Consider the following 16,634-nt stretch of genomic DNA (forward strand, 5'->3'; position numbering starts at 1 on the left):
AGAAACATAAAGCTATCGAAAATAACATGGTTTAATTGATAGAAGTAAACCTTATTGCGGATGAGTTTCATTGTCATTAAGATCTAAACAAAGTGAATGTATTTTTATGGATAATATATTGCTATCAGTATATTATTTCTACATATTTTTTATGTTTTCTGTGGTTGGAGAAATTTGATTCTTCGACGCCTTTTACTACTATCATTAAAATGAATAAAGACCTAGGTATTGTTTTTATTGTAAACACTATTATTTTTATAATGGCTCTTTACTTTTTTCGTTATGAATTAAAGTTATTATGTACAGCAGGATATATCATTATTCTTACTTTTCTATATCTAAATGATAGAGGTTAGTATATATTATCATTTTATATGAAGGCTTAGTTAATATTTATCTTAGTGAAATCAATTTAAATTAATAGTAGGTTAACTATATTAGATATGAATTTCTGATGTTTAAAGATTGCCTGCAAATAGTTTACGGTTATTTGCAGGCTGTTGTGTTAATATTGTGAATGTTGGACTTTATGGGTGTTTATTATAGTATCCTTTATTTTATCGATAGCATCTTTAAACCCTCTTTTACTCTTTGTTGTTCTACTCGCTTTATAAAATATTCTTGCAGTGATATCTGGAATAGTTTTTTTGTATGTTATTACTCCGTTATTAGGGCAAGAACTGATAGGTGTTATAGTTAATGTATAGGGAGAGGTAAAGTAACTATTTATCTGAGAGTGAGAATTACATTGGATAGACATACATTGAAAATCGATATTAATATCAATACTGCTAACTAGTTTTATCGCATGATAAGTGGATAGATGGCTAGTGTAAATCATTCTTTGTATAGGCGTATTTTCATTTATTTCGCTATTAAGTGAAATCGCAAAATTTTCTTCATGAATAACTTTTTCACTATTTATTTTTTCATTGGAAAAAAGAAAGCCAATAACAAAATCACAATCATTAACTAAATCTTTTGTTTTTTGATCAAATCTAACTATAGATATTTTATTCTCGGTTATATTTTTCAATTGATCAACAATTATATCCACAACTTCATTACAGAAGGTTGAAGATATGGCTATTCTAAAAAAACCGCTTCCTTTTAAAAATGAATATTCATTAATCATTTCTTTATGAAGTTCAGTCGTTCTTATTGCATACTTTAGTATGAACTCCCCTTCAGGCGTTAGATTAAGACCGTTTTTTCTGCTAAAAATTTCGCAATCAAAGTACTCTTCAATTTTTTTTATGTGCTGTGAAACAGCAGGTTGAGTTATATATAGAGAGTTTGCTGCTTCACTAAAGCTTTTTTTTTCTATCACACGAGTTAATGTTTTAAGATATTTAAGATCTATTGAGCGTCTCATAATACTTCAGCCGATAAAATTGAGTTTACATAAGATACTTTTTTTGAAAAATGAAACTTAAATAAATAAAAGCATGTAGTAGGTGATATTTTTATTGCAATATGATATAAAATTCTAACTCTAAATGACTGCATGAACAATTCCAATTTCAGCTTCTTCTAGGATCTTAGTTGTTTTAGGTTAATTTATCCATGCCTGTGAAATAATAGTTATAGTTATAGTTATAGTTATAGTTATAGTTATAGTTATAGTTAATGGTGATATAATCATGAAAAAATAAAATGTATCACTAAGTGTTTTTGTTAATGGTTAATAACACTTCTTAAGTGCCTCTGTATTTTATAACGTCATGTAATCTTCTATACGCCTCTCGTTGTGTTTGTTTCTATACAACAATGCCAATAAAATAATACAAAAACAATTGCTTATAAAAACATGATGCGATATTGATATTGTGCGTAAAGTTTTTGTAAACTAAATCATCTATTTCATAGATTTGTGAGTTTGGTAAAAAAACAGAAGTGTATGTTTGCTTAATCTGTTTTTTCTGTATACATCAAAGGTGTAAATAATTCTCATTAACCATTTTAAGATAAAAATAAACTTATAAAGCCACAAAATGTAATAGGTATGGCATAAGGTATACCATTTTTAAATGGTGCTTTATTCTCAAATTTTGCAATCAAAAACATAATAATTATCTGTAGCCCTCCTATTATGGGAATTGATAATAAAGTTAATGGTAGGATATCTGGTTCGATACTGAGCGAATAGGCAGCAAGCAATTTACTATCCGCAGCACCAAGCACCCCAGAAAGAGTTAGTAGTATACCAATTATAATGATAGTTATTGCTTGTATAAAATAGATGTTCCCTTCATTATTTGTAATTGCAAAAAAAGAACATAGAAGAGCAATAACAACAATGTTATTGTTTTTGATCGTTCTTTTTTTGATGTCACAAACTGCACAGTAGAGAGATAATATAAATATAATTGATAACAAAACATTGTTGATTAGCATAATTACCACATAGTCCAGAACATAAAGTAATAATACAATAAGAGTTAATGATAATCCTATAATTTATGCTTATAAAATTATAAATGTAAATTATTCGACACTTATTGATAAATGTGACAAATTATTCATTAGAGCCATAACACTAAAGCAAAAATTGGAGGAATAATGTATAAACAAGTTAAGCTGGCCATGGAATATATCTCTCTTAAGTATGTAAAGGATGAAAGAGCCGTAACAGCCGTTGAGTACGCGATTATTGCTGTTGCTCTTTCTGCTCTAATATTAGCGGTTTTTGGTGGTAGTGATAGTGTTCTTAGAGGTGCTATTGATTCAGCTATGACTAACATTAAAGCAAATATGACGAGTGCAAATACTTCACAATAAGAATACTCTACTCTTAGTTGTTTTACTACGGGCTTTGATACTATGTTTTGAAGCCCAGTTTTTACTGTTTTGGACTTTTAACATAGTATGAAGCGATTATTTTTTTTTACTCTTATTGTCTGTTCAGTAATGTATCTCGTACTTTCAATGCAAGATGAATTTACTCAGAAACCTAAAAGCAAAGTTATCGTTCAAGATAAAATAATAAAAAAAGTAGAAGTCGCCAAACTAACCCATAATGTCATTAAGTCAAAAACAGTTAAAAAGTCAGATTATATCTTGGTAAAGATAGATGAAATTGAGGCTAAGAATAATAATTTTGCTCCTTATGATACTATTAACGTTATAGAAGGTAGCCTGTATCAAAAAGATATGAAAGAAGGAGAAGTCCTCTCTGGTAATGATATATTAAATCCAGGTGATGCTGGTTATCTTCAGCTTTCGCTTGGTGATCACTTGATGCCATATCATTACAAAGCTGGTAATCAAGAAATAATAGAATCTTTGCCTATACGAATTGGAGATAGAGTGAGCTTTGTCGCTACCAGTTCATCGGTCGATAACATAAAAGAGTCAGGGTACAGCAATATTCACAGTATCAGTAGCCGGGTGGTTGTAAGGGATGCAAAAGTGGTGCAAATATTAAAATCGGTCGAAAGTAAAGATTCTGAACGCAATGTACCAAGCAGCTTGTTAATTGCCTTGTCACTAGAGGAAATACTTAAGCTGGAAATGGCTCAAAAATTGGGTGATGTTACCCTGGTACCATCGAAACTATCGGTACAGTTAACGGTTATTAAAAGTAGTGATGTGCTAGATGGTGTTAGTGGGGTTAGGGAGTTGCGTATCAGCGGGGGTATGCAATGACGTTACTTAGCATGATTAAAATATTATTAAATACTATTCTTATCTTATTTATAGTTGGCTCAGGAATGGCAAATGCGGCTCTGTTGAATTTGGATAAGGGTGCGGCAAAAACGATTAAAACCACAAATAAAATTGATACCGTGTTTATTTCAGATACGGATATTGCCGATTATAAAGTAATTGATGATCAGCGAGTTGTTGTTTTTGGGATTGATGTTGGTATGGCGACAGTAATTATCTATGACCGCCAGGGCAATGAAATATATAATCGTGAACTGATTGTTAATCGCAGTTTGCTTATGGTGAAACAACTTGTTATGGCTCGCTATCCGGATGAGCAGGTAACAATTAAGAATATCGGGCAGCAGGTTGTTCTCGATGGTATTGTCAGCAGCGAGGTGGTCAAAAATGAAATCTACCAGCTTGTCGGTGAGCTGCTGAAGAAAGACAAAACCACACGCACCATCAGCCAAAAGAGTGGTGACGGCTACGAGTCAGCAGCACTGGAATATACAGCTAGCCATCAATATGCAGGCATTATTGATAATTTGAAGGTGCTGGCAACCAATCAGATTAATGTCAAACTGACAGTTGCTGAAGTTTCAAGCTCTTTTCTGAGCAAGCTGGGTATCAGTTATGGCTCCGAAGGTAGTGATTCTGGTACTTTCGTTGATTACCTTTACAGTTTTTCAGCCGAAGATATTGTGTCGGTTATTTCTGCTAAGGAGGATGAAAAGCTCGGGCAGATTCTCGCTGAACCTAATTTATCTGTAATTTCTGGTGAAACTGCCAGTTTTCTTGTCGGTGGTGAGATCCCGATAGCGGTGAGAGATGGGGATTCTGTTTCTATCAGTTATAAAGAATATGGTATTAAGCTGTCGATCGTTGCCAAGGTGACGGATTCTGAGAATATTCGGCTTTCTTTAATGCCTGAGGTGAGTTCCATTGATTCAACAGTAAGTTATTCCGACTCATTCGTCACCGTCCCTTCACTCAAGACCAGAAAGGCGCACACCACGGTTCAGTTAACTGACGGACAAAGCTTTGTCCTTGCAGGCCTGCTTACATCTGAAGAGCGGGAATTGTTAAGTAGAGTACCCGTTTTGGGGGATATCCCTGTACTTGGGTCACTGTTTCGTCATACAGAGTCAGATTATTTGCAAACGGAGCTGATCATCGTGGCAACTGTCAACCTGGTCGAGCCGGTTTCCGCAAAGCAGGTGAAACTGCCATATATGGAAAGAACCAGCGTATTTGAACGGCTTTTAGGTGTGGAGTTATCAAGAAAGCACTCTGCTTCACTAAATGAGATTTTATCCGAAGGGGGATTCCAATGAGTAGGTGGTGGCTCATGGTTATGTTGATGAGCCTGGTTGGCTGCACATCATCAATGCCTGCAAATAAGCTGGTTATCAAGGAAATTGAAGAGCAGTTGGAGTTCCCTTTGATACAGCCTGATATTGCATTAGAAAAAAGTGTGGCTTTCATAAAACGCATAGAAACACTATCGATTAAAAGTCACTATGAAATTTTTTATCGTCAGCCGTCGGATTATAGCCGAAAGTTTGTTGATACATTAATCGCCAACAAGGAATTGCATCGTAGACAGATTACTTTGACCCCCGCTCCGGAGTTGGGGCGGATAATACGCCTTAGAGCAACTTACATAACTATAGACGGAGATAACTGCCAACCTTTGTCAATGAGGAAGTCAGCAACAAGACGGCCCGGATGTTCGCTCGAATATAACAGGGCGTTAAGTATGGTTAACCCGATTAAGGCGGTGGAGTAAATATGGATCTGGGGACTTTATTTACAACCTCTAGCACCAAGAGCACAGAAGCAATTGCTGATCAGGATCTTATCGTATCGGATGATTCTGAGTTTATTGAAAACATTGCTGATATGTATGCTATTGAAGGCTATAGCCAGCCGCTCTCCGCCACGAGTCTGGAGGTTGCGTTAGATATGGTACGTGCGGGTAAAAAAATCCGACACTTTTTGCTGGATAATCGTCAACCCATGGAGCTCAAGGCAAGAGTAACGGAGGCTACAACCAGTCTGGATGTGGGCGTTAATGTTATTGTGATCAGCAGCCTTGATTCCATCAAGATGCAAAATTGGGTAGAGGCTCAAGGCGCAAGCTATATGCTATGGGATGGCAAGGTTGATGATTTGCTATGGTTTGTCAGCAGTAATCCGGAGCAGGCTTGCGTAACTACGCAGACGAAAAGCCGAGTTGCGAAGCGTGTATTGGTTTTGGGTACGAGGGGAGGGATTGGAGTATCAACGATTAGTTGTGCCTTGTCCTATCTTTTGGCAACGCAAGCTAACCTTAAAACACTCTTGATAGACCATGATACCTGTGCGGTGGTTGGTGATATGTTACTCGGTCTCAAAGGGCTAAAATTGCGGATGAACAGTCATGATTTATCTGTACGGGAGATGGATGCAGGCATTGCTAGAACCTATCTCCATAATGTGAGCGAAAAAATCGATTATCTAGTTATGGAAAGTAGCTATTCTTGCATCGGAAAGCACTCAGAAACACTGACTGTGCTTTCGCAGCAGCTTGTTTCTGAATATAACTTTATGATTGACTCCGTTTCCTCGGGACAGTTCGATGAAATACATGATGGTGATTTGAGAAAAAAATATCACAAGATTATTGTAGTTTGTGATCCCTCCATTGTCTCGCTAAGAGCATATAAGTTGCTCAAAAGGAAGCTAGGTGACGCTGAACACCAGGTTATATTTAATCATAGTCGCCCGCTATCCGATTATCCGATGTCGATATCGAGTGCCGAAAAAAGAATGAAAATGGAAAACACCGTTAGCATCGGTTTCGAACCGGGATTGGAGAAAGGAGTAATTCAAAAAGGTGATCTTCACTTTAAGAAAAGTAAGTTTATGAAGGAGGTTGATCCATTATTAACAGCCTTGACCGGTAAGAAAAGTAAAAATAAAAAAAACTTTTGGCCATTTAAGAAATAACAATGCTGAAGAAAATATATATTGAACTAAGAGATGAGATTTTTGATGCTATTGATGCTTCAAGCATTGTTGAAATAAGCGCCAAAGAGCTGGAGGGGCAGCTCAAGGAGGCGGTTGATACATTGGTCGAAGGGAAGCAGTTTTTGGTGACAAACAGCCAGCGTTCTGAGCTGGTAAATGCATTACTTGCAGAGCTTAAGGGGCTTGGTCCGTTACAGGCACTGTTGGATAACGATGATATTTCAGACATCATGATCAATGGTCCTGATGATATATTTATCGAAATTAATGGTAAGCTGGAAAAATCACCGATACGCTTCGTTAATGAAAAGCAGCTAAGCACCATAGCTAAACGGATTGCTTCAAATGTTGGCAGGCGAATAGACGAATCGAAGCCTCTGTGCGATGCTCGACTCGAAGACGGTAGTCGAGTCAATATTGTTATTCCTCCTCTAGCAATTGACGGAACATCAATTTCAATAAGGAAGTTCAAAGAACAACGCATACAACTGAATAACTTGGTCGACTTTGGTGCCCTTTCAATTGAAATGGCGCAGTTATTATCGATTGCATCCCATTGCAAGTGCAACATTTTGATCTCCGGCGGAACAGGGTCGGGAAAGACTACGCTACTCAATGCGCTTTCTGGTTTTATTGGTGAAACTGAACGAGTCGTTACGATAGAAGACGCTGCTGAACTCCAGTTACAACAACCGCATGTGGTAAGACTTGAGACAAGACAGGCTAGCGCCGAAGGTACAGGTGAAATTACAGCACGAGACCTAGTTATCAATGCCTTACGTATGCGCCCCGACCGAATTATAGTGGGCGAATGCCGAGGAGGGGAGGCATTTGAAATGCTGCAAGCGATGAATACAGGACATGACGGTTCGATGTCAACACTGCATGCCAATACACCGCGGGATGCAATAGCACGTGTTGAGAGCATGGTGATGATGGCAACATCTAATTTGCCATTAGAGGCGATACGGCGAACGATTGTTAGTGCTGTTGATCTTATCGTCCAGGTAAAACGACTCCATGATGGCAGTCGCAGGGTAATATATATTTCAGAAGTCATTGGATTAGAAGGAGAAAATGTTGTCCTTGAAGATATATTCCGTTATGAAGCCATTAATGATAATGATGGTTCAGGATATCAGGGTTGCTTTAGAAGTCCGGGGTTATCTACTCGCTCTGTAATTTTTGAACGAGCAAAATATTTTGGTTTTGAAAGCAAGGTAAAGGGAATATTTGCATGATGTGGCTTGCATTGTTTCCATTGGTCATACTAGTTATCGGTTATTGGTGGGAAAAAAAGAAAGTTTCCAGAAACATTGAAGCGCATATCCGTCTTGAACTTGAAACAGCTAAGACAGAAGTAACAAAGACTGTTATTAACGCTGATAAATTTGATGATGGTTGGAAAGTACGCATAAAAACAAAGTATAAGAATGTTCTATCGCTACTATCACCCAATCCAGCGAGAAAAATAGGGTTGTTTATGCTGATAGCATGCATCGCTTTGTATATTTTGGATGTGGTATTAATCAACCAAGGGATAATCATTATTTATAGTATAGGGTTACCGTTAGGATTTACTTTGTTTTTGATTAAGCTGAATCAGTTGCAAGCATCGCGTTTTAAAAAGCATTTTCCTGATGCGCTGAACATCCTTTCGGGAGCTCTATCTTCTGGGCAGAGTATTATCCATGCCTTCGAGTATGTCGGAAATCAAATGGATAACGAGGTCGGGGAAGAGTTTAAATTAATGTCAGAGCGTTTACTTATCGGAGAGGATCCTGATGATGTATTGGAAAGAAGTGGCGAGAAATTTCCTTACATTGAGTACTTTTTCTTTGTGTCGACAATCAGAATAAACCTATCAAGGGGGGGGCAACTAAAGGAAATTATCAATAGGATTAACCGTATCATGTTTGAGGCGAGATCCATTGATAAGAAGAAAAGTGCATTGACATCAGAAGCGAGAGCATCTGCTAAAATTATTGCAGCATTGCCAGTGATATTTCTGATTATTCTGAGATTTACCAGTCCTGAAAATTACAATTTTGTAATGTTTGAAGAAGGCGGAAAGCCAATTTTTTATTATGTATTGATAAGTGAGTTGATTGGATTTATTTGTCTTTCTCTGATCCTTAGAGGTGTCGATTGACATGTTATGGCAAAACAACTTTTTAGTTTTTTCTGTCATTATTTCAGTATTGATAGCATTGCTCATCTTTAGGCTTTGGGACGCATTGGTTTCACGGTTGAATGTCAATAGTTTTTTAGGTGAAACCGAAGATGATAGGAAGTGGCTTGAACGAATGTCAATAGCAGTCGACTGGTTTAGTTTTAATCAGAATGAAATGAACAAAAAACTGATTTCAGCGGGAATTTATAGTACTTGGGTTGCGCGGCGGTACTATTTGATAAAAATTATTCCATTTACCATGTCTCTTATAGTCATTGTTATATCCTTTTTGAAAGGATATGCAAGCCTGCAACTGATGATCGTAAGTATCTCAGTAGTTGCCATAACGTTTTTGATTGCCCCTGATATATATGTTGATGCATTAGGCAAGAAAAGAATAAGACGAATTAGTGGCCGACTGCCGTTTTTGCTGGATCTTATGACTATGTGTGTTCATACAGGAATGACGATAGAGGCTACCCTTGAGCACTTAGCCAAAGAGTTGGTAACGGTAGATCGTGATTTGGCATATGTTGTGATGAAAACGGTAGAAAGGGCTCGTGTTATCGGAATAGAAAAAGCAATAAAGGAATTTTATGAAACGGTTCCAACTAGTGAAGCACAGAGCTTCGTTATGACTCTTTCCCAAAGTTTACAATATGGTTCATCTGTCGGGCCCGTGCTGGCAAATTTATCTGCTGAAATTCGAGAAATCAACATGATGGAATTGGAGGAAAAGATAGGTAAGCTAGGAGCCAAAATGTCTATTCCTCTGATCATATTTATTATGGTTCCTATCGTGGTTTTGATCGCGGCACCTGGAATTATGAGGATGTTAGGTTAATGAAACGTATTCTGGCTATATTACTTCTGAATATTTCACTGAGCGCATGTACTACAAAAAACCAAGTGGATGAACTTGCCACAAAAGAAAAGATTATTTTATCTTCTGGCAAGAAGGAAGCTATTGTAGAGTTTTATAAGCGTCATTTATGGTCAAATGATGATTATAAAATCAAGCTTGTTAATACTTATCTTGAGCTCAATGACGTAAAGTCAGCTGAGTTATACGCAAGCTTGTTTGTTGATTCAGACATGGATAAACCAGGTTATCGGTTGACAATGGCTGATCTCAGTTATCAAAAAGGTGATCTTGTATCTAGTGAAGAACATCTATCTTCCTACCTGAAGAATGGTGGGGAAAAATCGCATTATTACATTTTGTTAGGAAAAATAAGGGCCAATCAGAAAAAATATGTTGAGGCTTTGAGCTCATTTAAAGAAGCAAGAAAACATGGAGCAACGGATCAGGAAGTCGCTAATAACACGGCTGTAGTTAGGTTACTGAGCTCTGATTATCAGGGAGCTATTAATGATTTACATCCCTATTTCTTAGCGGCACCTGAGAATAATAAGATTCGATCTAATCTCTTACTTGCAGCACTTCACGCCGGAAATAATGATGTAGCATTAGAGGTGTTGAAATATACCTACCCAGAAGATGAAGCAACGAATAGACTGTCTGGACTTTTGGTGGAGTTAGATAAAAATAAGAATGATGTATCAACTGCTGATAATAAGATAGGAAAAACTGATAAACGAATTGAAATAAATAAAAACACACCAGTAAATAACAATATCTTGATTAATGAAAATGTTAAAAACACGGCTCATCAGACTGATAAAAAGACACCAAACGCGAAAAATAGATACTGTGTTCAGGTTACTGCTTGGGAGCGTCCTCTACCAAACGAGTATATTAAAAGTTTAAAGGGAAAGTACGGATCGCTTTTTGTACATTATGACGGAGAATTATTTCGTTACTGTGTAGGAACCTCATCAACGTTTACAAAAGCGAAGACAGTGTTAAACCAAGTTGAAGAAAAAGGTGCGTTTATCACTACGTATCATAATTGCTATGTAGAGGCTCGCTAATGCGTATTGTCAGAGGTTCAGTAACTGTTGAAACAGCATTAGGTTTACCCGTCCTTTTGATGATGTTACTGACTTTTGTTGAGCTTTGTTTTATGACGTTTGCTGTTACTTCAGCGGATTATGCATTGGCGGCTGCTGTAGCTGAAACTAAGAGAACAAATACAGCTAATGAAGAACAAACGGAAGCGTTTAAAAATCAGGTTATGGTGTCGCTCAATAATAATACTTTTAATTTATTGATGAATAGAACTGTAGAGTCGACTTACAATGCTGATGTGTTATTTATTGATAATTTAGATGATTTACGTGAATGCAGTGAAAATCATTCTGATATTGAAACATGTTCAGGTATAAGTTCGGATGCATACAATAAACCAATTGCTATTTATCGCTTGGAGTATGACTATACACCGAGCCTAAGTTTTATACTACCAAGTATTAGTATTAAAAAAGAAATTATTGCAATACAAGAGTCTCAACGATGCAAGTATAAATATGGTGGAAGTTGTGAATAGAAACTGTAAGGGTGTATTTACGATAGAATTAGCAATGATACTCATATTTATATCATCAGTGTTTGCATTACAAGCTAACTATTTGGTTTCATTATCGAGGAAAAGCGCACTTGATAGAGCCAGTTATTCAGCAGTATCAATAGTATCGGAAAGAAAGCAACTATATAGTGATGAAGGTGGATTGTGTGAATCAAATGGTATTGTAAGCAAATGTCCTAATGATATTGATACGCTGTTTAGTATTGTGTCATCAACATTAACAAGAACGATCAGTAATTTTGATGAAGCTGAACTTGGTTTCGTGGTTGAGGAGTATATTCCTTTGAATAATACATTTCAATTTACGAGAAAAAGCAGAGGCGACGTTAATGGGTGTAATTTTCCATCGCTTGCTCAAGGGGAAACTATGTCTCTATCACCAATAACATCGAAAAACAGAAAACTGCCACTTTATCAGGTTTCTATATGTTATCACACAAGCTTTAATGTAATCGGTGCCACGGAGTTAACGCCGTTTCATTTAGTATCATCATCATTTTCATTTGCGCGTTTTTGATAATGTCAAGAAATTTGAATAAACATAAAGGTGCCGCTATGATCATTTTTGTTGGTTTTTTGCCATTCATGGTTATGATTATGGCTTTCTCAGTGCAGTTGTCGCAGCAAATGCTTGCAAAGGCAAGGCTTATCGAAGCAGCAGAAGTTGCAAGTTTGGCACTTGTTGCTGATACACAGGGTACAGCTGATGATCATAATGAGCTGGCAGCTAATATTATTGACAGGTATATTAATGATAACAAAGGCACAATATCTATTACTATGACAGATATGGAGTGTTCGGATAATAATGGCTGTCTAGATAAAAGAGATGAGACTGAGCCTTTCAGGGAAATGATGGTTAGGGCGAAAGCTCGTTACGATGCCTGGATGTTTTATGAAAACGTTAATATAGAACCCGAGTTTGAACTTAACAGTCAATCAGTCTCAAGGCGGTACCTTCCAAGACCGGTTGATATTTATTTCATTGTTGACTTTAGCTCATCAATGGGTGATATGTGGCAAAGTGGAGAGACGAAAACAAAATTGTCTGTAGTCAAAACAACACTTAAAAAAGTTATTGAAGACTTGAAAGACTTCAATCGTTATAACACTGATAGAAGTCGTGTTGCCCTAATTGGATATCATCAATATAACGTAAGAAATATAAACGGGCAACGTATTATATACGACATGGATATATATAAAAGTATTACTAAAACAGTTAATGAAATGTTTAACGAAAAACCTAAAGCAGATGATTTTTTTCAAGGAAATGATCCCTATGCACCAAGAACATTCAATGATGTACAACTTACTGATGATTATGATTATTTTATTTCAGAGGTTGAATCTTCAATCGCAAGTGGTCGTTTTCGTGCGGTAACGCATTCTTGGCAAGGTATGCTTCGTGCTGCGGTAGTTTCTGACCAAGCAACAAATCTTAACCCTGTTCAAGTTTTTATCGTTTTGTCCGATGGAAAGGATAATATTCGAGAGTTTTACGATGGTCAAACAATGTATAAATCTGATAACTTTCTAAAAAAACTGGCTAAAAATGGTCTGTGTGATAAGTTGTTTGAAAATATGAAAAGAAAACTATCGCGTCATGGTGGAAATATATCGGTTGTAGGCGGTGTTATTGGTATTGACTTTTCCCTTGATAAAAACACAAATGGATTTTATCAGTGTATGGGAGAAAATAATATTTACCATGCCAGCCAAGGAGAACATGTTTATAAATATATACTTCAATTGCTTAATGAAGAAACGGGAAGGCTGATGTAATGGATATAAAATGGATGGTTATAATTATTGTATTAATATTGTTGCTTCCTGTTGGTTTTGTCAAAGCCAACTGCTTGCAATTAGATGATATTTACAGTGATAGTAAAAAGTTCAACTCGTATGAAATTTCTTACCAAGAAAAAGGAATGATGGTATCAATTATCAAAGGCAAAAATGAATTTAAAAACAAGTTAGCAAAAACAAAAATCACTGAAGAAAAGAACTGTTACTTTAACCCAAGTACACTGTCATTAGTTTTGCTTTTTGATTTTGATGGTCATAGCCTTAATGAAGAACAAAAAAACATATTAAAACAATATGCTAAGTTAGTAAAAAATGAATCTCAGATTCTGATTGAGGGACATGCAGACCAAGTAGGAGAAAAACCTTATAATTATGAATTGTCGAGGAAACGTTCAAATGAAGTGATGGGTTTTCTAAATGAAATTATGGTAGATGGTTATAAACTAAAACAAAAAAACTGGGGTGAAATGTCACCAATTTGCACCGAAAAAAAGAATAAGGAGTTAGGTTGTAATAGGAGGGTTGTTATTTTACCCGTAGAAGTTGAAAATCGTATATTAAATTCAACTGTGGAATGAATAAAATGTTATTTTTTACATTTTTTTGGTTGTAATCTTTGAGTTTTAATATTATTGATTATTACAGTTTATTTAATCCAAAATTAAAATAAATTTCACAGAAGAAATTTAAGCTTTAAAAAGATACTGAGTCTCAGGCATACCAAGTTCTGTAAGTCTGTTTAGTGCTTTGATATGGCGTAATTTTAACCTATATGAACATTGTCATTTCTCAGGCCTAAATGCCCAGCTAGCAACTGTTTTACTCGGTACATCGTTGTTTTAGAGAGCTAACGCTTGTGATTATCATACCGCTTTTTCACTTTTTTGGAGCCGTAAACCTTTTGGTAACCTACGGCTAAATTCCAAGGGTGGCCAAGGCGGTACCCTCTCTTAGTGGAATGATCGGAATAGCTCGCTTAATCCTTATCGCAATGTGGTAATCCCTTGTGTTATAAACTCCATACCCAGGTATTTCAATGATTCTCGAGTAAGTTCGGAAGAGCATCAGCATCAGTGGTATTCGATAAGCTTAGTTCTGACGCGACTATTTCGTGAGTGCCGGTACCCACTGTGATATGCCGTCTTCTTTAGACTCTATGCTTTCTAGCAGTATCATGCTTTTTTCGTAAACGACCCCTCAACTTGTTTGGCTCTTCGGCTGATACAAGTGTGGCTTGTACAGACTAGTGGGATGTTAGCTAGTTTGAACGGTGTACCAATAAGCCCTTTTAACATACTCAGTGACATAGAGAATACCTGTTCGTTAGTGATGAAAAAGTCGCTGAATCGGCTTGATTACCGTGCTTGTTATGTTTGCTTTGCTTGCTCTTTTTTATCGCTTCCTTATCAATCCAGAATGTTAAAGAACCACGCTTAAGCAAGGCGTTGTTATACTGTTTACGGTGAGCTTCTTTGAGGCGAGATTTCGGAATAAAGACTATAAATTTCGTTTAATATTTCTGTTCAGATCGTAAGTGCACATTTTATAGAAATGCAACTATGCAACAATGTTCATTTAGTCTGGTGGTATCTTCTTATAAACAGGGCTATCTTGATCTTTCAATTGATCTTAACTCTGCATTAATTTTAGTTATTACGTCAACTTTTTGTGTTTATATGATTAGTGTTTGGTGTTATTCATATATGTTATTAATAATAGCTAAGTGAATAATATGCTATAAAAGCAAAATAATTATATTATGAGTAAAGTTGCACTGTATACAAGTTGTTATCATGCTAATCATAAAATTAACCTAGGTTCAGGGGTGTTAACCGAATTTGATCTTTTTTTTCAGCCAATTTTACAGTCTGTTATTTATAAACACTTTCCGTTTGAGGTGAATATAGGAGTGTACTGCAAAAGTGAGAGTATAGATATTGTGCAAGATGTTAATATTTATAAAATCCCACATGAGCAATTTGGACACCATAAAAATCTATCAGATCAGTACCCTGATTTTTTAGTATCTCTAAATGTACCTCTTTCAAGACTATGTGATCTAGACTTTATTCACTTTGTTACACTTCATGTGCCAGTAAAATTGGCTATCGAAGTTATTGCTATTGATGTTAACCCATTCTCTATTGAACTGAATGATAACATATCACTTTTAAGAAAGTTCGGTGTACAGTTATGGCTGAGCGATTATCTTTGTTATTCTTCAAAAAAACATATGGCTTTTGGTATTATCGAATGGGACATGGTAAAGGTAGATATATCGGATTGTTTGAAAAAATCAAAATATGAAATGATAATAAATTCCATTTTCCCTTTATTAACTGAATATACTCGATTTGGTGTTATTCTGAAAGGTTTCGAAAATAATTCCCAACATCGTTTTATATTTAATGCTAATTATTATGATGGTCTATTTTTATGAGTAATGTAGTAATTGCAAAAAAAATTACACTGAAATCTAATAGAATAGATAGTGAATTTTATGCTATAGAGCATAGGATTGTTCGATTAAAAAATGTAACTGGTCACGTATCTTTTTTAGGAAAAACATTTTCGATAAATGATGGAAGTTGTATTTATGTCCCCTCTTATACAAAAGTTCACACCGATATATATGCAAAAAATGACTTACCAATTGAACTTGAGATTATTATTATTGAAAAGGAGCACCTTGCAAATATTATTAGTAGAATTGATATTTCAGAATTAAATAATGAAGGAACCTGTAGTTGTAATCAATACTTCCTTGATGGGGCGAAAGTAATAAGCATTATCAAGTCAATATTTGAAGTTACTAATAGTTGTCTTACTTATAAAGATGTTATTATTGAAGGGCTTACATTCTCTTTAATTCATTCTATTGTTGAATTCTCGTCATTATCAATATTTAAAACAGCTTTTTTATCTGATAGATTCGTTGATAAAGTTGAAGAAATTGTATCCAAGGATATTAGATTAAAATGGAAATTAAATGAAGTAGCTGCGAGATTGAATATGTCAACAGCAACTCTGCAAAGAAAAATGCGAAGTGAAAATGTAGAGTTTAGCCACTTAATTCAGCAGATTAGATTGAAAAGAGCAAGAATATATTTAATGTCTACTTGTTTAAATATCTCTCAAATTTCAGAAAAATGTGGCTTTGAAAGTGCAGCATATTTTAGTAGTGTTTTCAAAAAAACGCATGATGTTTCACCTAGCCATTATAGAAAAGTCTTTAGAAGTGAGAGTTAATGGTTGGTTAAGCATTGTTAGTTCTATTTCGAGAATTATTTTGAAAAGTTTATCAGTATAAGGTCAATTTAAAGTCAAGTACTTTTTCGATAAGTGACGTAATATTTTTTTTGATCTAATTTGCTTACCTCGATTATTATCGGGGTTTTTCTGTTTGTATTATTTTATCTGTAACCGCCAATTTCTCCCCACATTCCGCTATCCATTAATACTTGGTATTGATATAGCTCCCTCATTAGCGGAGCTACATC

17 protein-coding genes and 1 pseudogene are annotated in these 16,634 nt (G+C 35.6%); 15 read left to right on the forward strand and 3 right to left on the reverse strand.

From position 1 onward, the window contains the following. Nucleotides 1–505: 505 nt before the first annotated feature. Both BIT28_RS00970 and BIT28_RS00975 read right to left on the reverse strand, forming a co-directional pair. Nucleotides 506–1,375 (reverse strand): LysR family transcriptional regulator, encoded by an 870-nt coding sequence (locus BIT28_RS00970; RefSeq protein WP_075761770.1) that lies wholly within the window; start codon nt 1,373–1,375, stop codon nt 506–508. Nucleotides 1,376–1,962: 587 nt separating this feature from the next. Continuing rightward, nucleotides 1,963–2,397, reverse strand: coding sequence for a prepilin peptidase (locus tag BIT28_RS00975; protein ID WP_083651686.1), 435 nt, complete (start codon nt 2,395–2,397; stop codon nt 1,963–1,965). A gap of 165 nt (nt 2,398–2,562) precedes the next feature. Between BIT28_RS00975 and BIT28_RS00980 the strand changes: the two genes are divergently transcribed. The 13 genes from BIT28_RS00980 to BIT28_RS01040 all read left to right on the forward strand — a co-directional run bounded on the left by BIT28_RS00980 (nt 2,563) and on the right by BIT28_RS01040 (nt 13,712). After that, nucleotides 2,563–2,781, forward strand: a complete 219-nt coding sequence (locus tag BIT28_RS00980; protein WP_175577475.1) for a Flp family type IVb pilin — start codon at nt 2,563–2,565, stop codon at nt 2,779–2,781. Between the two features lie 147 nt (nt 2,782–2,928). Next, entirely contained in the window at nt 2,929–3,648 is a 720-nt protein-coding gene (locus tag BIT28_RS00985; protein WP_139310424.1) for a pilus assembly protein CpaB, read from the forward strand. Continuing rightward, complete coding sequence (locus BIT28_RS00990; RefSeq protein ID WP_425439622.1) at nt 3,645–4,985, forward strand: type II and III secretion system protein family protein; 1,341 nt, start codon at nt 3,645–3,647, stop codon at nt 4,983–4,985. The genes BIT28_RS00985 and BIT28_RS00990 overlap by 4 nt, the downstream gene beginning before the upstream one ends. 14 nt (nt 4,986–4,999) lie before the next feature. Beyond that, nucleotides 5,000–5,440: a hypothetical protein gene (locus tag BIT28_RS00995; RefSeq protein WP_139310425.1), complete on the forward strand. Its 441-nt coding sequence runs from the start codon at nt 5,000–5,002 to the stop codon at nt 5,438–5,440. A 2-nt stretch (nt 5,441–5,442) separates the two neighbouring features. Beyond that, on the forward strand, nt 5,443–6,642 hold the full coding sequence (locus BIT28_RS01000) for a CpaE/TadZ family protein (RefSeq protein ID WP_075761774.1): 1,200 nt from the start codon (nt 5,443–5,445) through the stop codon (nt 6,640–6,642). Beyond that, nucleotides 6,639–7,904 (forward strand): TadA family conjugal transfer-associated ATPase, encoded by a 1,266-nt coding sequence (locus tag BIT28_RS01005; protein WP_089153646.1) that lies wholly within the window; start codon nt 6,639–6,641, stop codon nt 7,902–7,904. The genes BIT28_RS01000 and BIT28_RS01005 overlap by 4 nt, the downstream gene beginning before the upstream one ends. Beyond that, a complete protein-coding gene (locus tag BIT28_RS01010) occupies nt 7,901–8,815 on the forward strand; it encodes a type II secretion system F family protein (protein ID WP_075761776.1) in 915 nt (304 codons plus the stop codon). Before BIT28_RS01005 ends, BIT28_RS01010 begins: the two co-directional genes overlap by 4 nt. Nucleotide 8,816: 1 nt before the next feature. After that, a complete protein-coding gene (locus BIT28_RS01015) occupies nt 8,817–9,680 on the forward strand; it encodes a type II secretion system F family protein (protein ID WP_075761777.1) in 864 nt (287 codons plus the stop codon). After that, nucleotides 9,680–10,771 carry a tetratricopeptide repeat protein gene (locus BIT28_RS01020; protein ID WP_075761778.1) on the forward strand — a complete coding sequence of 364 codons (1,092 nt, stop codon included), beginning with the start codon at nt 9,680–9,682 and terminating at the stop codon, nt 10,769–10,771. The genes BIT28_RS01015 and BIT28_RS01020 overlap by 1 nt, the downstream gene beginning before the upstream one ends. Next, complete coding sequence (locus tag BIT28_RS01025) at nt 10,771–11,286, forward strand: TadE family protein (RefSeq protein ID WP_075761779.1); 516 nt, start codon at nt 10,771–10,773, stop codon at nt 11,284–11,286. The genes BIT28_RS01020 and BIT28_RS01025 overlap by 1 nt, the downstream gene beginning before the upstream one ends. Next, nucleotides 11,279–11,842: a tight adherence pilus pseudopilin TadF gene (gene tadF / locus BIT28_RS01030; RefSeq protein WP_175577476.1), complete on the forward strand. Its 564-nt coding sequence runs from the start codon at nt 11,279–11,281 to the stop codon at nt 11,840–11,842. Before BIT28_RS01025 ends, tadF begins: the two co-directional genes overlap by 8 nt. A 38-nt stretch (nt 11,843–11,880) precedes the next feature. Beyond that, nucleotides 11,881–13,110, forward strand: coding sequence for a TadE/TadG family type IV pilus assembly protein (locus BIT28_RS01035; RefSeq protein ID WP_083651687.1), 1,230 nt, complete (start codon nt 11,881–11,883; stop codon nt 13,108–13,110). Continuing rightward, entirely contained in the window at nt 13,110–13,712 is a 603-nt protein-coding gene (locus BIT28_RS01040; RefSeq protein ID WP_075761782.1) for an OmpA family protein, read from the forward strand. The genes BIT28_RS01035 and BIT28_RS01040 overlap by 1 nt, the downstream gene beginning before the upstream one ends. 108 nt (nt 13,713–13,820) lie before the next feature. On the opposite strand, the pseudogene BIT28_RS01045 reads toward BIT28_RS01040, so the two are convergent. Then, nucleotides 13,821–14,626 (reverse strand): annotated as a pseudogene (locus BIT28_RS01045) (transposase). 267 nt (nt 14,627–14,893) lie between these two features. Between BIT28_RS01045 and BIT28_RS01050 the strand changes: the two are divergent. Further along, nucleotides 14,894–15,574, forward strand: coding sequence for a hypothetical protein (locus tag BIT28_RS01050; RefSeq protein WP_075761783.1), 681 nt, complete (start codon nt 14,894–14,896; stop codon nt 15,572–15,574). Beyond that, nucleotides 15,571–16,383 (forward strand): helix-turn-helix transcriptional regulator, encoded by an 813-nt coding sequence (locus BIT28_RS01055; RefSeq protein ID WP_075761784.1) that lies wholly within the window; start codon nt 15,571–15,573, stop codon nt 16,381–16,383. Before BIT28_RS01050 ends, BIT28_RS01055 begins: the two co-directional genes overlap by 4 nt. The last annotated feature ends 251 nt before the right edge of the window (nt 16,384–16,634 follow it).

The sequence above is a fragment of the Photobacterium proteolyticum genome (genome assembly GCF_001939735.1).
Lineage (GTDB): Bacteria > Pseudomonadota > Gammaproteobacteria > Enterobacterales > Vibrionaceae > Photobacterium > Photobacterium proteolyticum.

Excerpts from the sequence above, each read along its gene's own strand:
- BIT28_RS01035 (WP_083651687.1), top strand. The coding sequence starts at position 11,881 with ATGATCATTTTTGTTGGTTTTTTGCCATTCATGGTTATGATTATGGCT.
- BIT28_RS01010 (WP_075761776.1), top strand. The coding sequence starts at position 7,901 with ATGATGTGGCTTGCATTGTTTCCATTGGTCATACTAGTTATCGGTTAT.
- BIT28_RS00970 (WP_075761770.1), bottom strand. The coding sequence starts at position 1,375 with ATGAGACGCTCAATAGATCTTAAATATCTTAAAACATTAACTCGTGTG.
- BIT28_RS01025 (WP_075761779.1), top strand. The coding sequence starts at position 10,771 with ATGCGTATTGTCAGAGGTTCAGTAACTGTTGAAACAGCATTAGGTTTA.
- BIT28_RS00995 (WP_139310425.1), top strand. The coding sequence starts at position 5,000 with ATGGTTATGTTGATGAGCCTGGTTGGCTGCACATCATCAATGCCTGCA.
- BIT28_RS01015 (WP_075761777.1), top strand. The coding sequence starts at position 8,817 with ATGTTATGGCAAAACAACTTTTTAGTTTTTTCTGTCATTATTTCAGTA.
- BIT28_RS00990 (WP_425439622.1), top strand. The coding sequence starts at position 3,645 with ATGACGTTACTTAGCATGATTAAAATATTATTAAATACTATTCTTATC.
- BIT28_RS01040 (WP_075761782.1), top strand. The coding sequence starts at position 13,110 with ATGGATATAAAATGGATGGTTATAATTATTGTATTAATATTGTTGCTT.
- BIT28_RS00980 (WP_175577475.1), top strand. The coding sequence starts at position 2,563 with ATGTATAAACAAGTTAAGCTGGCCATGGAATATATCTCTCTTAAGTAT.
- BIT28_RS01000 (WP_075761774.1), top strand. The coding sequence starts at position 5,443 with ATGGATCTGGGGACTTTATTTACAACCTCTAGCACCAAGAGCACAGAA.
- BIT28_RS00985 (WP_139310424.1), top strand. The coding sequence starts at position 2,929 with ATGCAAGATGAATTTACTCAGAAACCTAAAAGCAAAGTTATCGTTCAA.
- BIT28_RS00975 (WP_083651686.1), bottom strand. The coding sequence starts at position 2,397 with ATGCTAATCAACAATGTTTTGTTATCAATTATATTTATATTATCTCTC.
- BIT28_RS01020 (WP_075761778.1), top strand. The coding sequence starts at position 9,680 with ATGAAACGTATTCTGGCTATATTACTTCTGAATATTTCACTGAGCGCA.
- BIT28_RS01050 (WP_075761783.1), top strand. The coding sequence starts at position 14,894 with ATGAGTAAAGTTGCACTGTATACAAGTTGTTATCATGCTAATCATAAA.
- BIT28_RS01055 (WP_075761784.1), top strand. The coding sequence starts at position 15,571 with ATGAGTAATGTAGTAATTGCAAAAAAAATTACACTGAAATCTAATAGA.